The organism is Aeromonas sp. OTU364 (genome assembly GCF_038440395.1).
In the GTDB taxonomy this organism is placed as follows: Bacteria; Pseudomonadota; Gammaproteobacteria; order Enterobacterales; family Aeromonadaceae; genus Aeromonas.
The window spans coordinates 49,149-66,651 of sequence record NZ_JASATR010000003.1; the positions used below are offsets into that span (position 1 = coordinate 49,149).

General features: G+C 65.2%; 13 protein-coding genes. 11 read left to right on the forward strand and 2 right to left on the reverse strand.

All coding sequences use genetic code 11. The annotated features are described in order from the left end of the window. The first annotated feature begins 66 nt into the window (after positions 1–66). The 6 genes from AAHB08_RS04680 (at position 67) to AAHB08_RS04705 (ending at position 9,008) form a co-directional block, all read left to right on the forward strand. Entirely contained in the window at positions 67–768 is a 702-nt protein-coding gene (locus tag AAHB08_RS04680) for a CoA transferase subunit A (RefSeq protein WP_342058261.1), read from the forward strand. 96 nt (positions 769–864) lie between these two features. Further along, on the forward strand, positions 865–1,494 hold the full coding sequence (locus tag AAHB08_RS04685) for a CoA transferase subunit B (RefSeq protein ID WP_319916044.1): 630 nt from the start codon (positions 865–867) through the stop codon (positions 1,492–1,494). Between the two features lie 461 nt (positions 1,495–1,955). Further along, a complete protein-coding gene (locus AAHB08_RS04690) occupies positions 1,956–3,872 on the forward strand; it encodes a DUF1302 domain-containing protein (RefSeq protein WP_342058262.1) in 1,917 nt (638 codons plus the stop codon). Positions 3,873–3,900: 28 nt separating this feature from the next. Continuing rightward, positions 3,901–5,259: a DUF1329 domain-containing protein gene (locus tag AAHB08_RS04695; protein WP_319912488.1), complete on the forward strand. Its 1,359-nt coding sequence runs from the start codon at positions 3,901–3,903 to the stop codon at positions 5,257–5,259. An 86-nt stretch (positions 5,260–5,345) separates the two neighbouring features. Beyond that, a complete protein-coding gene (locus tag AAHB08_RS04700; protein WP_342058263.1) occupies positions 5,346–6,437 on the forward strand; it encodes a WD40/YVTN/BNR-like repeat-containing protein in 1,092 nt (363 codons plus the stop codon). 60 nt (positions 6,438–6,497) lie between these two features. Next, the gene (locus AAHB08_RS04705) at positions 6,498–9,008 is read left to right on the forward strand and encodes an efflux RND transporter permease subunit (RefSeq protein WP_342058264.1); all 2,511 of its coding nucleotides are present in this window, start codon (positions 6,498–6,500) and stop codon (positions 9,006–9,008) included. Between the two features lie 83 nt (positions 9,009–9,091). Here the strand turns inward: AAHB08_RS04705 and AAHB08_RS04710 are convergent, their stop codons facing one another. Continuing rightward, positions 9,092–10,144 (reverse strand): AraC family transcriptional regulator, encoded by a 1,053-nt coding sequence (locus AAHB08_RS04710; protein WP_342058265.1) that lies wholly within the window; start codon positions 10,142–10,144, stop codon positions 9,092–9,094. A gap of 316 nt (positions 10,145–10,460) precedes the next feature. Between AAHB08_RS04710 and AAHB08_RS04715 the strand changes: the two genes are divergently transcribed. From AAHB08_RS04715 to AAHB08_RS04725, 3 genes are all read left to right on the forward strand, one after another. Next, positions 10,461–11,045, forward strand: a complete 585-nt coding sequence (locus AAHB08_RS04715; protein WP_342058266.1) for an RBBP9/YdeN family alpha/beta hydrolase — start codon at positions 10,461–10,463, stop codon at positions 11,043–11,045. A gap of 60 nt (positions 11,046–11,105) precedes the next feature. Continuing rightward, the gene (locus tag AAHB08_RS04720; RefSeq protein WP_342058267.1) at positions 11,106–12,764 is read left to right on the forward strand and encodes a fatty acid--CoA ligase; all 1,659 of its coding nucleotides are present in this window, start codon (positions 11,106–11,108) and stop codon (positions 12,762–12,764) included. Between the two features lie 121 nt (positions 12,765–12,885). Continuing rightward, complete coding sequence (locus AAHB08_RS04725; protein WP_342058268.1) at positions 12,886–14,439, forward strand: methyl-accepting chemotaxis protein; 1,554 nt, start codon at positions 12,886–12,888, stop codon at positions 14,437–14,439. A gap of 90 nt (positions 14,440–14,529) precedes the next feature. Here AAHB08_RS04725 and AAHB08_RS04730 read toward each other — a convergent pair whose 3' ends face one another. Beyond that, positions 14,530–16,122: an ABC transporter substrate-binding protein gene (locus AAHB08_RS04730; protein ID WP_342058269.1), complete on the reverse strand. Its 1,593-nt coding sequence runs from the start codon at positions 16,120–16,122 to the stop codon at positions 14,530–14,532. Between the two features lie 87 nt (positions 16,123–16,209). Here AAHB08_RS04730 and AAHB08_RS04735 point away from each other — a divergent pair, with 87 nt between their 5' ends. Both AAHB08_RS04735 and AAHB08_RS04740 read left to right on the forward strand, forming a co-directional pair. Continuing rightward, positions 16,210–16,854: a TIGR01621 family pseudouridine synthase gene (locus tag AAHB08_RS04735; protein ID WP_342058270.1), complete on the forward strand. Its 645-nt coding sequence runs from the start codon at positions 16,210–16,212 to the stop codon at positions 16,852–16,854. Further along, complete coding sequence (locus AAHB08_RS04740; protein WP_342058271.1) at positions 16,851–17,501, forward strand: HAD family hydrolase; 651 nt, start codon at positions 16,851–16,853, stop codon at positions 17,499–17,501. The genes AAHB08_RS04735 and AAHB08_RS04740 overlap by 4 nt, the downstream gene beginning before the upstream one ends. Positions 17,502–17,503 lie beyond the last annotated feature (2 nt).

Consider the following 17,503-nt stretch of genomic DNA (forward strand, 5'->3'; position numbering starts at 1 on the left):
ACAAACAGCCATACAACGAACGCGCCCCCGTGGCCAACGGACTAGCCAGAGAGCAGAGAGGTCTTTATGAACAAGGTTTATCCCAGCGCCCAGGCCGCCCTGAGCGGCCTGGTGCAGGACGACATCACCATCGCCTCGGGGGGCTTCGGCCTGTGCGGCATCCCCGAGCAGCTGATCGAGGCGCTGAAGGGGAGCGGCAAGGGCGGCTTCACCATCATCAGCAACAACTGCGGGGTGGATGAGTTCGGCCTGGGGCCGCTGCTCCACAGTCGCCAGATAAAGAAGATGATCTCCTCCTACGTGGGGGGCAACAAGGAGTTCGAGCGCCAGTACCTCGCGGGGGAACTTGAGCTTGAGTTCACCCCCCAGGGGACGCTCGCGGAGAAGCTCAGAGCCGGCGGCGCCGGCATCCCGGCCTTCTTCACCCGCACCGGCTACGGGACGCTCATCGCCGAGGGCAAGGAGACTCGCCAGTTCGACGGCGAGTGGTATGTGATGGAGCACGCCCTGACGGCGGACCTGGCCCTCATCAAGGGGGCCAGGGCCGACAAGGCGGGCAACCTGATGTTCAACAAGACGGCGCGCAACTTCAACCCGCTCTGTGCCAAGGCGGGGCGGGTCTGCGTGGCCGAGGTGGAGGAGATAGTCGAGGTGGGGGATCTGGCCCCCGACGACATTCACCTGCCCGGCATCTATGTGCAGCGGCTGGTACTGAACCCCCATCCTGAGAAACGTATCGAAGTGCGCACCGTCATGGAGAAGAAATAAGATGGTTTTGATCCGTGAAGAGAGGGCGCCGAGCATCACCCAGGAGCTGCAAATGATTTCCTGCTTTCAACATTGCACACAGAGGAGTTGCTAACGATGGCCTGGACCCGTGAAGAGATGGCGCAGCGCGCCGCAAGGGAGCTGCAGGACGGCTTCTACGTCAACCTGGGGATAGGCCTGCCGACCCTGGTGGCCAACTACATCCCGGACGGCATGGAGGTGTGGCTGCAGAGCGAGAACGGCCTGCTCGGCATAGGCCCCTTCCCGAGTGAAGAGGAGCTCGATCCCGATCTCATCAACGCCGGCAAGCAGACCATCACCACATTGCCCGGCAGCAGCTTCTTCGACAGCGCCGAGAGTTTTGCCATGATCCGCGGCGGCCACATCAACCTGGCCCTGCTCGGGGCAATGCAGGTGTCCGAACGCGGGGATCTCGCGAACTGGATGATCCCGGGCAAGATGGTCAAGGGCATGGGGGGCGCCATGGATCTGGTGGCCGGGGTCAAGCGGGTGGTGGTGCTGATGGAGCACTGCGCCAAGAACGGGGAGCACAAGATACTGGAGTGGTGCTCCCTGCCGCTGACCGGGGTCGGGGTGGTGGATCGCATCATCAGCGATCTCGCCGTGCTGGACGTGACCCCCACCGGCCTTCGCCTGGTGGAGCTGGCCCCCGGCATCGAGTTCGAGGCGCTGCAGGCCGCCACCGGCTGCGCCATCGCGCGCTGATCGTCTGACTGTCGGCGGGGAGGGGGCCTGGGCCTCTCCCCGCCGTTTTTGTTTCTGACACCCCGCTTCCCCTTAGCCGAAACGCGTCCCCCACGCATGCAGCCCATCCCGCCAGACAGGTGAACAGGCCCGGAACCGGGGCTGTCTGACACCGCTTTTCGCGCCCTTTGCCATCCGCCACCTGCGCTGTCATCAAATGAAAAGTGGCTGACGTTCAATGGCAAGCGTGGCCCGGGAGGGAGGCCTTACAGTCGGCACACAAGAGAGAAAGAGCGGGCTCATCAGCGTGAGCGACACCCCGGGGCCGATGCAAAAACAGAGCTGCATCCTTGAGCGCCAAACAAGGCGGTGCGCCATCAGCCAGGTCATCTCCCTTGCATCAAAGCCAACGGAAACGGCGACTGAACAGATAACAACAACGACATCAGATGACGACACTCGGAGAGACTGTAATGGATTACATGCACACGAGTCATGGTGGCGGGGCCCTGCGCCTGCGCCTGCTGGCGGCGGCCATCGCGGCCGCCCTCATGCCCACCGTTCAGGCGGTCGAGGTCGATACCGGGAGTGAAGAGTGGTCCGTTCGCTTCGACAACACCGGCAAGTTCAACTACGGCGTGCGCACCGAGAGTGCCGACGAGCGGATGCTCGCCACCCCGAACAACAACGACGGGGATTACAACTTCAAGGATGCCGGGGATACCGTCACCACTCGCCTGGATCTGCTGACCGAGCTGGACGTGGTGAACAAGGGCAACACCGGCTTTCGCCTCAGCGCCGCCAGCTGGTATGACTACGCCTACCGCGACGTCGGCGCCGACGAGAACCCCTTCATCAACGGCAACAGCGCCAGCTCCGGCATCGTCGGGCTGCCCCCGGTGGCGGGCAACCGTCACCTGAGCGACTATGCGGATCGCTACTACCATGGCCCCTCCGGCGAGCTGCTCGACGCCTTCGTGTTCCACAACATGGAGCTGGGCGACGAGTCCCTGCTCGGGGTCAAGATAGGGCAGCACAACATCTTCTGGGGAGAAACCCTGCTGAGCCCGGTGCACGCCCTCAGCTATGGCCAGTCGGGCCTGGATCTCGCCAAGCTCGCGGCCTCCCCGGGGACGGAAGCGAAAGAGCTGTTCGTGCCCCGCAACCAGATATCCGCCTCCTTCACCCTGAACCCGGAGTGGACCTTCGCCGCCCAGTACTTCCTGGACTGGAACGCCGCCCGCCTGCCGGAAGCCGGCACCTATTACGGCAGCTCGGATCTGGTGGGCTTCGGTGCCCAGTCCTTCCTGCTGGGCCACACCGGCGGGCCGGGCCTGGCCGGACCGAGCGGCACCCTCAGCAACATTCGCCGTGGCGCAGACATCGAGCCGGGCAAGCACGGCGACTGGGGCATCATGGCCAAGTGGTCCCCCGAGGCGCTGGATGCGACCCTGGGGGCCTTCTACCGCCGCACCGCCGACATCCTGCCCCAGGCGGTGCTCGATGCCCGTGGCATGACCATTCGCGGGGCGGCGCCCCTGCCGGCCGGGGCCGTGCCGAACCTGCGCCAGTCCATCGCCAACACCAGCTACGCCCTGGCCTATGGCGACGAGATCGACATCTTTGGCCTCAGCCTCTCCAAGGATGTGGCCGGGGTGAGCGTCGGCAGCGATCTCAACTATCGCCAGCACATGCCCCTCTCCAGCATCCCGGCCCTGCTCAGTGCCACCGGGCCCGGGGGACTGGCCAACGGCTTCGGGATCCCGGCCCCCGTGCTCGGCCCCCGTCATCCGGACACCGGGGTGATCACCGATGGCTCCGATGGCTACAGCGCCACCGGCGATACCCTGCACTGGACCCTCAACGGCCTGATGACCTTCGCGGACACGGCGCTGTTCGACGGCGCCGCCCTGCTCGGGGAGCTCTACTACAGCAACCTGCTGAGCCTGGATGACCACAACAAGGCGCTCTACAAGGGGGAGGAGAGCTATCAGGGCATCGACAAGCCCACCCGGGACAACTGGGGGCTGGCGGTCAACTTCACCCCGACCTGGTATCAGGTCCTGCCGGGGGTCGACATGACCATGCCGCTCTCGGTGAACTGGGGGCTGGCGGGCATCTCTCCGGTCCAGGCGGGCGGGGCGAAAGACACCGGCAGCTACGCGGTGGGGCTCGGCGCCACCCTCTACAACCAGTACTTCGTCGATCTGAAATACGTGGACTCCTTTGGCAAGTCTGCCGAGTGCAATGACGGTGCCGAGGACGGTGCCACCCCCAATGCCCTCGATGGGGCCCAGCGCAACACCTGTTATGCCGGTGGCTACGCCTCCTTCTCCGGTGGCGGCGCCACCACGGAAGACAGAGGCGCCATCTACCTGACCCTGAAGACCACTTACTGAGTCAATCGACCGAGTCGGAGAACGAGATATGACATTCAACAAGACCATGCTGGCCGCCTCCCTCACCCTGGCCCTCGCGGGCCAGGCGCTGGCCGCCGTCTCCAGCAGCGAAGCCGCACAGCTCGGCACCAGCCTGACCCAGGTGGGCGCCGAGGCGGCCGCCAACGCCGATGGCAGCATCCCCGCCTACAGCGGGGGCCTGACCACCCCGCCGGCCGGCTTCAAGGCCGGTGACAGCATGCGCCCGGATCCCTATGCGGGCGAGCAGCCGCTCCTGGTCATCACCGGCAAGAACGCGGCCCAATACCAGGGGGCGCTGACCGCCACCACGGCGGAGCTGCTCAAGCGCTTCCCGGACTTCAGGGTGGACCTCTACCCGACCCACCGCAGCGTGGCGCTGCCCAAGGCGGTGCTGGACAACACCAGGCAGAACGCGCTGAACGCCATCACCCTGGCGGGGGGCATGGCGGTGGACAAGGTGCTGCCGGGCATTCCCTTCCCTATCCCCAAGAGCGGGGCCGAGGCGATGTGGAACTTCCTGCTGCGCTACCAGGGGGTGAACATCGCCACCAAGTACGACTCCTGGAACGTCGACGCCGCCGGGGTGGCGGCCCTCTCCACCACGGGGCAGGCCTTCATCAACTACGCCATCTACGAGGACATGAACAAGCCGGTCTCGGCCAGGGACACCTACTACCAGATGAAGCTCCATTACACCGGCCCGGCCCGCCGTGCCGGCGAGGCCATCATGCTGCGCGACGCCGCCAACCCCCTGGAGCAGCCGCGCAAGGCCTGGCAGTACCTGCCTGGTCAGCGCCGGGTCAAGCTGGCGCCGAACCTGGCCTACGACACCCCGAACCCGGGCACCTCGGGGGCGGGCACCTATGACGACGTCTTCGTCTTCAACGGGGCGCTGGACCGCTTCGACTGGAAGCTGGTGGGCAAGCAGGAAATGATAGTCCCCTACAACACCTATCGGCTGACCTATCAGCCCGATGCCAGGGCGCTGACCACCCCCAACTTCCTGTCACCGGATCACGTGCGCTGGGAGAAGCACAGGGTCTGGGTGGTGGAGGGCAACCTCAAGGCCGGTGAGCGCCACATCTACGCCAAGCGCCGCTTCTACCTGGACGAAGACAGCTGGGTGGCGCTGGCCTCCGATCAGTACGACGCCCGTGGTCAGCTCTATCGCGGCTCCTTCGCCTTCCTGAGCCAGAGCTACGACAAGGAGACCCCGGACGCCACCCCCTTCATGATCTATGACCTGGTGGCGGGCAGCTACAACATCAACGGCGTGGTGGGTCCCCATGGCGGCATCAAGTACGGCGATTCGCTGTCCAAGGCGAAGTGGTCGCCCGAGTCCCTGGCCGGGGCGGGGATCCGCTGATCCTGACGGGAGCCAGGTTCGCCGCAGGCGAGCCCGGCTCCCGCTTTTCGCGCCGGGGTGCCCGGCGCATCTGGAGACAAGGACGTATGGGTTCATTCAACAAGTTGGCGCCCTGGCTGTGCTGCGCCCTGTTGCTGCCGGGACTCGCGCAGGGGGTGGAGGCGCAGGCTGCGCAGGGGCCCGAATACAGGGACGTGCTGGATCTGCCGGCCAGGGCGAGCGCCCTGGCCCGATACAGCCCCCTGCTGGATCTGGCCCGAGCCGGGTCGCGGCTGGTGGCGGTGGGGCAGCGGGGGCACATCCTCTACTCGGACGACGAGGGGCGGCGCTGGCAGCAGGCCAGGGTGCCGGTGAGCTCGGATCTGAATGCCGTCACCTTCCCCACTCCCGAGCAGGGCTGGGCCGTGGGGGGGGACGGGGTGGTGCTGCACAGCCAGGACGGTGGTGCCAGCTGGCAGAAACAGCTGGATGGTCGCCAGATAGGGGAGCTGGTCCTGCGCCATTACTCGGCCCTGGCCCGTGCCGAGCCAGGCAACGAGTCCTGGCCGCAATGGGTGGCGGAGGGGCAGCGGCTGGTGGAGGAGGGGGCCGACAAACCCCTGCTCGACGTCTGGTTTGAGGACGACAAAGTCGGCTACGTGGTCGGGGTCTTCAACCTGATACTGCGCACCCAGGATGGCGGCCTGCACTGGACGCCCATGCAGGATCGCACCGACAACCCGGACGGGCTCCATCTCAATGCCATCGCTCCCGCCGGTGACGTTCTCTATCTGGTGGGCGAGCAGGGGCTGCTGCGCAAATGGGAAGCGCAGAGACAGCGCTTCGTCTCACTGCCCAGCCCCTATGACGGCAGCTTCTTCGGCCTGATCGGCCGCTCGGATGAGGTGATCGTCTATGGCCTGCGGGGCCATGCCTATCGCAGCACGGATGGGGGCGAAAACTGGACCCGGCTCGTGAGCCCGCTGCCCATCAGCATCAGCGCCGCGATGCAGGGGGCCGATGGCCAGTTCCGCCTGTTCACCCAGGCCGGCCATATGCTGCGGCAACGGGGCAACGAGCCGTTGACCCTGGCCCCCCTGGCCGAGCCATCGCCGGTGGCGGGCGCCGCCCTGACCGTCGATGGCGCCCTGGTGCTGGTGGGCAGCCGCGGGGTGCGTACCCTGGCGGCGGTCAAATAAGCTGTCTCAACGCAGGCCGTCACCGGATGACGGCCCAATAACGATAACGAGGATCCAGACATGGGCCATGTGAAGCAAGATTCGATGCCGGTGATCCGCGAGCTGAGCGCGTTCGACAGGCACTCAGGCAACCTGCTGGAGCGGCTGGTGTTCAACCACAGAGCGCTCTTCATGCTGGTGATGACGCTGGCGACCCTGGTGTTTGGTTACATGGGTGCGACCCGCCTGGCGCTGGCGCCCAGCTTCGAGAAGATGATCCCCCAGAGCCAGCCCTACATCAAAAACTTCCTGGAGAACCGGGACTCCCTGCGCGGCCTCGGCAACTCGGTGCGGGTGGTGGTGGAGAATACCCGGGGGGACATCTTCGACCCCGACTATTTGAGCGTCCTCAAGCGGGTCAATGACCAGCTGTTCCTGACCGAAGGGGTGGACAGGGCCTGGATGAAGTCCCTCTGGAGCCCGGCGGTGCGCTGGACCGAGGTGACCGAGGAGGGCTTCCAGGGCGGGCCCGTGATGCCGGATGCCTATCAGGGCTCGGCCTCTGACATCGAGCAGCTGCGCCAGAACATCAACCGCGCCGGCATAGTCGGCAGCCTGGTGGCGAGCGACTTCAAGTCCAGCATGCTGATAGTGCCCCTGCTGGACAAGGCCTCTGTCACCGGCAAGCCCCTCGATTACCATGACTTCTCCCGGCGCCTCGAGCAGTTGCGCAGCCAGATTGAATTTGACGGCAAGCCCCACCAGGCGGGGGAGGAGGGGACGGGGCAGTACAGGATCCGGGTGATCGGCTTTGCCAAGCTGGTCGGCGATCTCATCGACGGCCTCATCCAGGTGATCCTCTTCTTCGCCCTGGCGGTGGCGACCTCCCTGGCCATCATCTTCCTCTACACCCGCTGCGTGCGCAGCACCCTGCTGGTGGTGGGCTGCTCCCTGATCGCCGTGGTGTGGCAGCTCGGCATCATCGCCTGGCTGGGGTACGCCATCGACCCCTACTCGGTGCTGGTGCCCTTCCTCATCTTCGCCATCGGTGTCTCCCACGCGGCCCAGAAGATGAACGGCATCATGCAGGACATCGCCCGCGGCACGCACCGCCAGATAGCGGCGCGCTATACCTTCCGCCGCCTCTTCCTCGCCGGGGTCACGGCGCTGCTGGCCGATGCGGTGGGCTTCGCCGTGCTGATGCTGATCGACATCCCCGTCATCCAGGATCTCGCCATCACCGCCAGCATAGGGGTGGCGGTGCTCATCTTTACCTCTTTGCTGCTGATGCCGGTGGCCCTCTCCTATGTGGGGGTGGGCCGCAAGGCGGCCGAGCGGGCGCTCAGGATAGACACCCACGCCGCCGCCAACCAGGGCTTCGGCAGACTCTGGACACTGCTGGATCGCTGCACCGAGCGCAAGTGGGCCACAGTGGTGGTGATCCTCGGCCTGGGGATGGGCATAGGCGGCTACCTGGTGAGCCTGCACCTCAAGATTGGCGATCTGGACAGCGGCGCCCCCGAGCTGCGCGCCGATTCGCGCTACAACAGGGACAACGCCTACATCACCGGCCACTACGCCCTCTCGAGCGATCTCTTTGCGGTGATGATCAAGACGGCGCCGGAGGGGTGCCTCGACTACCGGACCCTGATCCTGGCGGATCGCCTGGGGTGGGAGCTGCAACAGCATCCCGGCGTGCAGGCCACCAGCTCCCTGGTCAATGCGGTGCGCCAGATCACCGCCGGCACCTATGAGGGCAACCCCAAGCTCGCCAGCATCCAGCGCAACCAGAACGTGCTGAACTATGCCGCCCAGCAGGCCTCGGTCAACAGCCCGGAGCTGTTCAACACCGATTGCTCCCTGATGCCGGTGATCGCGTACTTGAAGGATCACAAGGCCGAGACCCTGAGCGGCGTGGTGGCCATCGCCGAGCGGTTTACCCGGGAGAACGGCACGGCGGATCGCCAGTTCCTGCTGGCGGCGGGCAGTGCCGGCATAGAGGCGGCCACCAACCTGGTGGTGCACGAGGCCAACCGCACCATGCTGCTCTACGTCTACCTGGCGGTGACCCTGTTCTGCCTCATCACCTTCCGCAGTTGGCGGGCGACCCTGGTGGCCCTGGTGCCCCTGATGCTCACCTCTGTGCTGTGCGAGGCGCTGATGGTAGCCATGGGCATAGGCGTCAAGGTGGCGACCCTGCCGGTGATTGCGCTGGGGGTCGGCATAGGGGTGGACTACGCCCTCTACCTGCTGAGCGTGCAGCTGCACCATCAGCGCCAGGGCATGTCGCTGGTGGACGCCTATCGTCAGGCCGTGGCCTTCACCGGCCGGGTGGTGGGGCTGGTGGGCATCACCCTGGCCGCTGGCGTGGTGGCCTGGGTCTGGTCCCCCATCAAGTTCCAGGCCGACATGGGCATACTGCTCACCTTCATGTTCCTGTGGAACATGCTGGGGGCCCTGATAGGGGTGCCGGCGCTCTCCTGCTTCCTGCTTTCCGGGACCAAGGCGGTGCCAGCCCAGGTGCGGCAGGAGGGGGATGCCAGGGAGGGGGCCAAGCCCTGCCGGACCCCGGTGGGGGCCGACGTCAGCTAACCAGCGCCGTGACACAGGAAAAAGAGAAGGGAGGCGCTATGCCTCCCTTCTCTCGTCTGGCGTCTGGCGGATGGCGCCGGCCCTCAGCCGTAGGCGAGGCCGGCGGGGGCGGGCTGGGCCACCTTGGGCAGGCCCTTGTGGCGGGAGCGCCAGGTGGCCGGCGGCATGCCGAACTGGGCGCTGAACCAGCGGGTGAAGGAGCTTGGCATGGAGTAGCCCAGCATGTCGGCGATGTGGCCCAGCGAATAGCCGGAGTTTTGCAGGTAGCGCATCACCAGATCCCGGCGAACGTCGTTGACCAGCTCGCTGAAGGTGGCGCCGCTCTCCTCCAGATGGCGCTGCAGGGTGCGCACGTTCATCCCCAGGGTGCGGGCTATCTGCTCTATGGTGGCGCGCCCCATGGGCAGCAGCAGGTAGATGGCCTTGCGCACGTCCGTCATCAGGGATTGCTGGGTCTCCACCAGCAGGGTATCGAGGTACTGGCGGGCATGACGGGCCATGGCCTGGTTGGCCAGGGGGTTCGGAATGTCCAGATCGGCGGCCTGGCAGACGATGCCGTTGAACTCGCTGCCAAACTCCAGCTTGCAGCCGAACAGCCGCTTGTGGATGGAGAGATCCGCCGGTGCATCATGGGTGAAGTTGACGCTGATGGGATGCCAGTTGGCGCCGACCCCGACCTGGGCCGCACAGAAGCGATACATGACGCCGACCGCGAGCTCGGTGGCCTGGCGCGACGGCATGGGGGCGTCGGTGATGATCTCCTCGCGAATGATCACCGCCTTGCCCGCCTCCTCGATGAAGATGGCCAGGGCATTATTGAACAGGTGTATGTACTGCACTATGACCTGCAAGGCCTCGCGCAGGTTGGGCTGGTAGCTCAGCAGCAGGCTGACCTCGCCAAAGTCCGACAGCTGGCGATGCTCCGCCATGCGCAGACCCAGGCTCTGGCAGTTCCCGGTGCGGGCGGACAGCTCGAGCAGGTTGACTATGGTGGCGACGGGGATGCGCTGATTGGGCACATCCAGAATGGAGGCGCTGAGGCCGGCCTGCGACAGCAGGTTGGGGGTATTGAGGCCCAGCTGGCGGGCGACATCGAGATAGTTGGTGAGGGTGGCGGCTCTGGCAAGGAGGGTCATGATGCAATTCCCATGGCGACAGCTCATCTGCTGGTTGCTTGTTGTTAACTGGTTTTTATCATTTCGTTTACAAGTTGGAAAGTGCTTATTAACTGATCTATTAGTCGCAGGTGCCATGTGATGACCCTGCGTGCCAGCCCAATTCATTACCTTTCGAGTCCGGTTCTATGCAGCCCGGTGGCGCTTACACCATCAGGCTCCTGTCATATAAAGACAACTCCATGGCATCCAAGGTAAAGCAGCCGGGGGGCTGGCACCTTACTGTGGTCCTGATGTCGTCCGGCCGTCGCCGGAGCGCCTGAACAGGGGAAGAGAGATGAAGACATTTCAGCCCGAGGCCACAGTACTGATGGTGCCCGGCCTGCGTGAGCACGTGGCGGATCACTGGCAGACCCTGCTCGCCGAGCGGCTTGAGAAGGTGGTGACAGTGCCACCGTTGACCTCGGACAAGCTGAGCTGCCAGGCCAGGGTCGAGGCCATAGCGCAGGCGCTGGCGCGCATCCAGGGCCCGGTGATCCTGGTGGCCCACAGCGCCGGGGTGCTGATGCTGGCTCACTGGGTGGCGCAGCAGGGCGCGGCCCTGCATCGTCACTCCATCCGGGGCGCCCTGCTGGTGACGCCGCCGGATCTGGACGCCAGCTGGCCATCCCATTACCCGAGCCCACAAGCCATGCAGGCCGGAGGCTGGCACCCACTGCCCCGCATGAAGATGCCGTTCCCGAGCCTGGTGGTGATGAGCCAAAACGATCCCCTGGCGAGCCCGGCGGCGGTGCGGGCCCTGGCCCAGGAGTGGGGGAGCGAGCTGGTGGATGCCGGGACCGTGGGACACCTCAACCCGGCGAGCGGATTTGGCCCCTGGCCCCATGCCGAGGCCTTGCTGCGGCGTCTCGATGCCCGCTAACCCAGATGGCGAGGGGAGAGAGGCTCCCCTGCGCCCAGACACGAATCGGAAGGAGTCCGTATGGTGAAGACAAGGATCATACCGCCAGCCCAGGGAGCCCATGCCTATCCCTTGCTGATCAAGAGCCTGCTGTTATCCGGGGTGCGTCAGCACCCGGGCCGGGAGATAGTCTATGCAGATCGGCTGCGCTATGACTATCGCACCCTCAACCAGCGCATCCACCGGCTCGCCAACCTGCTGACGGCCTCGGGCATAGGGCCGGGGGACACGGTCGCCCTGCTGGACTGGGACAGCCACCGCTCCCTCGAATGCTTCTTCGCCGTGCCCATGATAGGCGCCGTGCTGCACACGGTGAACGTGCGCCTCTCGCCGGAGCAGATCGCCTTCACCATGCACCACGCCGAGGATCATCTGGTGCTGGTTCATGACGACTTCCTGCCCATGATGGAGAGCATCCAGGAGAGGTTGCCCACGGTGCGCGGCTATATCCGGCTGACCGATGGGGAGCTGCCGTCTACCGCACTGCCCCTGCTCGGGGAGTACGAGACGCTTTTGGCCGGGGCGCAGAGTCACTTCGATTTTCCCGACTTTGACGAGCATTCGGTGGCGACCCTGTTCTACACCACGGGCACCACAGGGGATCCCAAGGGGGTCTATTTCAGCCACCGCCAGCTGGTGCTGCATACCCTCAACGAACTGGGCACCCTGGCGGCCCATGCGGGCCAGTCGCTGCTCTGCTCAGACGATGTCTACATGCCCATCACCCCCATGTTCCACGTCCATGCCTGGGGCGTCCCCTATGTGGCGACCATGCTGGGGGTGAAGCAGGTCTATCCGGGGCGCTACGAGCCGGACAAGCTGGTGCGGCTCTACCGCGACGAGGGGGTGAGCTTCTCCCACTGCGTGCCGACCATCTTGCAGATGATCCTCGACTGCGAGGAGGCAGCAAAGACCTCCCTTGCGGGCTGGAAGATGCTGCTGGGGGGCAGTGCGCTGCCGCTCGGGCTGGCGACCCAGGCCCACCGACAGGGGATACTGGTGCACGCCGGTTACGGCATGTCGGAGACCTGCCCGCTGTTGTGCGTGGTGCACCTCGCTCCCGAGGAGCTGGCGCTGCCCATGGCCCAGCAACTGCCGCTGCGGATCCGCACCGGCAAGCCCATCGGCCTGGTGGACTTGCGCATCATCGACGAGCAGGGCCGGGCGCTGGCCCATGATGGCCAGACCATGGGAGAGATAGTGGTGCGTGCTCCCTGGCTGGCCCAGGGCTACCTGAAAGAGCCGGGCAAGGGGGCCGAGCTCTGGGAGGGGGGCTGGCTGCACACGGGGGACATGGCCTCCATCACCCCGGACGGCACTGTGGAGATCAGGGATCGCATCAAGGATGTGATCAAGACAGGGGGCGAGTGGATAAGCTCGCTGGCGCTGGAGAGCCTCATCAGCGCCCACGCCGACGTTCATGCGGTGGCCGTGATAGGGGTGCCGGACGAGCAGTGGGGGGAGCGGCCCCTGGCCCTGGTGGTCGGCAAGGAGGGGTCGCATCTGGATGCACAGGCCATCAAGGCCCACCTGCAGGGGTTCGTCGACAGCGGTCGCATCAATCGCTGGGCCATTCCGCGCCAGATCCACATAGTGCAGGAGATCCCCAGGACCAGTGTCGGCAAGGTGAACAAGAAGCTGATCCGGGAACGTGAATGCCGTCCGGCGGCGGAAAACTGAGGGCGCCATCATGGATCCAGAGGACGGTCTCTCAGTCATCCCCACTGCCTGAGGGGCCGCGTTGGCCTGGCTGCCATGGCTTGACTACGCTAACTGAGTTATCAAACAAGAGGCGTGCGCCATGAACAGAACCCAGATTCATCTCGTTGATGAAGAGGTGGATTTTCCGTCCAGTGAACAGTTGGTCTCCACCACGGATCTTCAGGGGGTCATTACTTATGCCAATGACCACTTCTGCCGGGTGGCGGGATACAGCAGGGCAGAGATGATAGGCCAGCACCACAACATGGTGCGCCATCCTGACATGCCCAAGGCGGCCTTCGCCGATCTCTGGGGCAAGCTGAAGCAGGGCAAGCCCTGGCGCGGCATGGTGAAGAACCGCTGCAAGGATGGTCGCTACTACTGGGTGGATGCCTATGTCACCCCCATCTTCGAGCAGGGGCGGATAAGCGGCTACCAGTCAGTGCGCAGCCGCGCCGAGCCCGGGATGAAGGCCGTCGCCGCCCGCACCTACGCCAGGCTGAAGGCGGTGGAGCGGGGGGAGCGCAAGGGGGGCCTGCGTCTGCGCCCCGTGCGCCACGGGGTGGCCATCGCCGGGCTGCTGCTGATGCTGGCGGCGGGCGCCTATCTGACGGGGCCCCTGGGGGCCCTGTTCATGCTGCTGCCGCTCTTGTGGCTCGGCCTCCTCTATCGCCATACCCTCATCACCACCCCCCGTTACCTGAGCCAGCTGGCCGAAGAGTACGACAGCCTGACCCGGCTCATCTACTCGGGGGATGAACCCAGCGCCATCGCCGACTTCCACATCAAGCTGCTGCAGGCCAGGATCCGCACCGTGCTCGGGCGGGTGGACGACGCCACCCTCTCCCTGCAGGATCTGGCGGTCCATCTCAAGACCGCCTCCAGCGAGGCGAGCGCCGACATCGCCGAGCAGGACATCCAGACCCAGCAGGTGGCGACCGCCATCACAGAGATGGCGGCGACGGCCCACGAGATAGCCCGCAACATCCAGGAGACGGACAACCAGATTGCCCAGGCCAAGGTGCATTGCCAGCATACCGACCAGCAGCTGGAGGATACCCAGCACAGGGTCACCGAGCTGGCCACCCAGGCCGAGCATGCCTTCACGGCGGCGGTGGCGCTGGCGGAGGAGTCGGACCGCATCGGGATCCTGATGAGCGAGATCCAGGGGATAGCGGATCAGACCAATCTGCTGGCCCTCAACGCCGCCATAGAGGCGGCCCGGGCGGGAGAGCAGGGGCGCGGCTTCGCCGTGGTGGCGGACGAGGTGCGCACCCTCTCAACCCGGACCCACAAGGCGACCGAGCAGATCCAGGGCAGCATAGGGCAGATCCAGCGCACCCTGAATGGCTGGAAGGGGATGATGCAGCAGAACCTGGAGCAGACCCAGTCCTGCGTGACCCTGACCCGGCAGGGTTCACAGAGCCTGCACCAGGTGCTGGCCGAGATAGAGCGGGTGGTGGATCTGTCGACCCAGATCTCGGCGGCGGCGGAGGAGCAGCAGGCGGTGGTGGAGGACATCAGCCGAAACGTCAACGTCATCTCCCAGCACTCCCACGCCAACAGCAACAAGATGCACGACATGGATGCCTCGAGCGACATCCTGCTCACCAAGGCGCGCCAGCTCAAGTCCCTGGGGCAGACCTTCGGCTGACGGCTGCCTCGAGTAGGCACAGGATGACAAAAGGCCACCTTAGGGTGGCCTTCTTGCATGGGCGCTGCGGCGGAGTGGGTTAGGCCGCCGTCAGCTCGTCTGCTCCGCCAGCGCAATGAAGCCGCCGCTCTTGTCGCAATACATGGCCCTGTCCGCCTGGATCAGCCACTGCTCCGGGCTCCAGCCCCGCTGGTAGTGGCTGACCCCTATGCTAATCCCCACCTGCATGGCCTGGCCATTGACCACGAAGGGGGCCTGCATGGCGTGCCGGATCACCTCGGCCACATCCTGCGCCTGGGCGCTGCTGTAGCCGGGCAGCAGCAGGATGAATTCATCCCCCGCCAGCCGGGCAAAATAGCACTGGTGGCCGATGGCGTCATGGAGCCGGTTGGCCAGTTGGCAGAGGATGGCATCCCCCTGGCTGTGGCCGAAGTTGTCATTGATGCGCTTGAAGTCATCGAGATCGCAAAACAGCAGGCAGCCGGGATCCTCGAGTTGAACTTGCTCCTTCAGCTGCTCCATCAGGCTCAGGCGATTGGGCAGGCCGGTGAGGGGATCGAGACGGGCCAGCTGCAGTATCTCCTGCTCGCGCAACTTGCGCAGGGTCACCTCCCGATTGAGCCGCTTGTTGCTGACAAGCAGATAGAGGGAGAGCAGCAGGATGAGGGCACCGACCCCCAGGCTCAGCAAGAACCAGGGGCGCCAGAAGATCCACTGCGCGGAGGGGGCCTGATAGAGCAAGCGGGTCAGCGGCACGGCCCTCGGAACCAGGCCTATCTCGACCAGCTGCTGCATGATGTGGGCGAAGCGATCCGGATTCATATACCCGATCTCCACATAGAGTGGCTGTATCATCTCCTTGCTCATCTGCAGCTCGTACTCCATGTGGGCCTGACTGCGGTTGACGTCATACTCCTTGCGCAGCAGGTCGATGGCCTCCGCCGGATGGGCGAGGGCATAGCGCCACCCCTTGAGGCTGGCGGCCCTGAACTTTGCCACCCGCTCCGGGTTGACGCTCTCCTCGTTCTGGGTGGTGAACAGGATGTCGCTGTAAAAATCGATGCCGTAGTTGCGCGGATTGATGACGGAGACCGAGATGCCGCGCTCCTCCAGATAGAAGGGCTCGTTGCTGAGATAGGCGTTGAAGATGTCGATCTTGCCCGCGATCAGATCGTCTATGTTGACCGAGGTGGGCACAGGGATGAGCTGGCGTTCGTGCAGCCCCTGATAGTAGAGGGTGGCGAGCAGTTCGGCATCCTGATGGCCGGGGAACATCATGATCCGTTTGCCACGCATGTCCGCAACGGTGAGAATGCCGCTGTCGCGACGGGCCAGAAAGATGGAGGGGGAGTGCTGATAGACGCTGGCGAGGGCCAGCAGGGGTTCGCCATTGGCGTAGCTGGTGAGCACCTCTGTGTTGCCGACGCCAAAGTCGGCGCGCCCGCTGAGCACTTCCTGGACCGGGCTTATCCCCTTGCCGCCTGGCCTTATCTCGACATCCAGCCCGGCATCGGCATAGTACCCCTTCGCCTTGGCCATGTGATAGCCCACGAACTGGGGTTGATGCAGCCAGCGCAACTGCAAGACGACCCGATCCGGAGGCTCGTGGGGACGGTCACTTGCCAGGACAGGGGAAGCGTAACTGGCGCCAAGCAGTAGCAGCCAAAACAAGTATCTCTTCATCCGTGCGATTCTTGTGCTGAGGGTCCATGGGATGGCCAGCAGGCCCGCATTCAACTTGTTAACAAATCACATTCTAAAGGGTTATAGATGTACCGGATACAGTTGCAGCACAAAGATTTCATGGTGATCAACAAGGGCCCTGGCCTTGGCATGCACGACGAGGGCGGTGAGCCCGGGCTCGTCAATCGGGTCAAGATGGATACCGGCCTCGAACTCTATCCGGTCCATCGCCTCGACAAGATGACCTCGGGACTGGTGCTGCTGGCCCGCACCCCGGAGGCGAACCGCGCACTCAGCATGGCCTTCGCCGCCCGGGAGGTGGGCAAGCAGTATCTGGCCCTCTCCGATCGCAAGCCGAAGAAGAAGCAGGGGTGGATCAAGGGGGACATGGAGAAAGGGCGTGGCGGCAGCTGGATGCTGGCCCGCACCCAGGATAACCCTGCCATCAGCTGGTTCGATTCTGTCTCGGTGCGGGAGGGGCTGCGGCTCTATCGCATCAAGCCCCGGACCGGCAAGACCCACCAGATCCGGGTTGCCTTGAAAAGCGTGGGGGCCCCCATCCTCGGGGACGAGCGCTACGGTGGCACGGCCGCCGATCGCGGCTATCTGCACGCCTGGCGCCTGCAGTTTACCCTGGCAGGGGAGGAGTTCGACCTCGTCTGCCCGCCGGATGAGGGGGCGCTGTTCCTCCTGCCCGAGCTGCACACCGCCATCGCGGGATTGGGCGAATGACCCGCTCCCGCGCGGCGCCCGGCTCGGGCTGGATCTTGGCCGACTTTGACGACACCCTGGCGCCCGGGGACAGTCACGCCGGCCTGCTGCGCTTCATCCTGCGCCGGCGCCGCTGGCCACTGCTGCTGCTGCCGGTGATCGCACTGGGTGGCCTGGTGTATCTGGTGCCCAGCCTGCGGCGTCAGGGGATCTCGCTTATCTGGTGGGCCATCACCCTGGGGCTCTCGCCGCCGGGCTGGCGCCAGCTGGTGCGGGCCTATTGCCACACCCGGCCCGGGCTGTTTCGGGAGGCCCGCTCCCTGCTGATGGCCGAAAGGGCGCGCTGCTGGGTCATCTCCGCCAGCCCCCGGGCCCTGGTCCGAGCCCAGCTCCATCGACAGCTGCCAAGGCTTCCCCATCGCATCACAGGCTCGCGGATGGGCTATTGCCTTGGCGGCCTGGTGCCGCGTTTTTATTGCCACGGCCGGCACAAGATCCTGCCCGAGATCCGCGCCCTCAGGGTGACGCTGGCCTTGAGTGACAGCCTGCACGACTTGCCGCTGCTGGCGCTGGGGCAGCAGGCCTGGCTCATCAACCCCGACGTCCGCCGGCTGCAACAGGCCAGGGTCAGCCTGCCCCATCTCGAGGTGAAAAACTGGCGGCTGTAAGG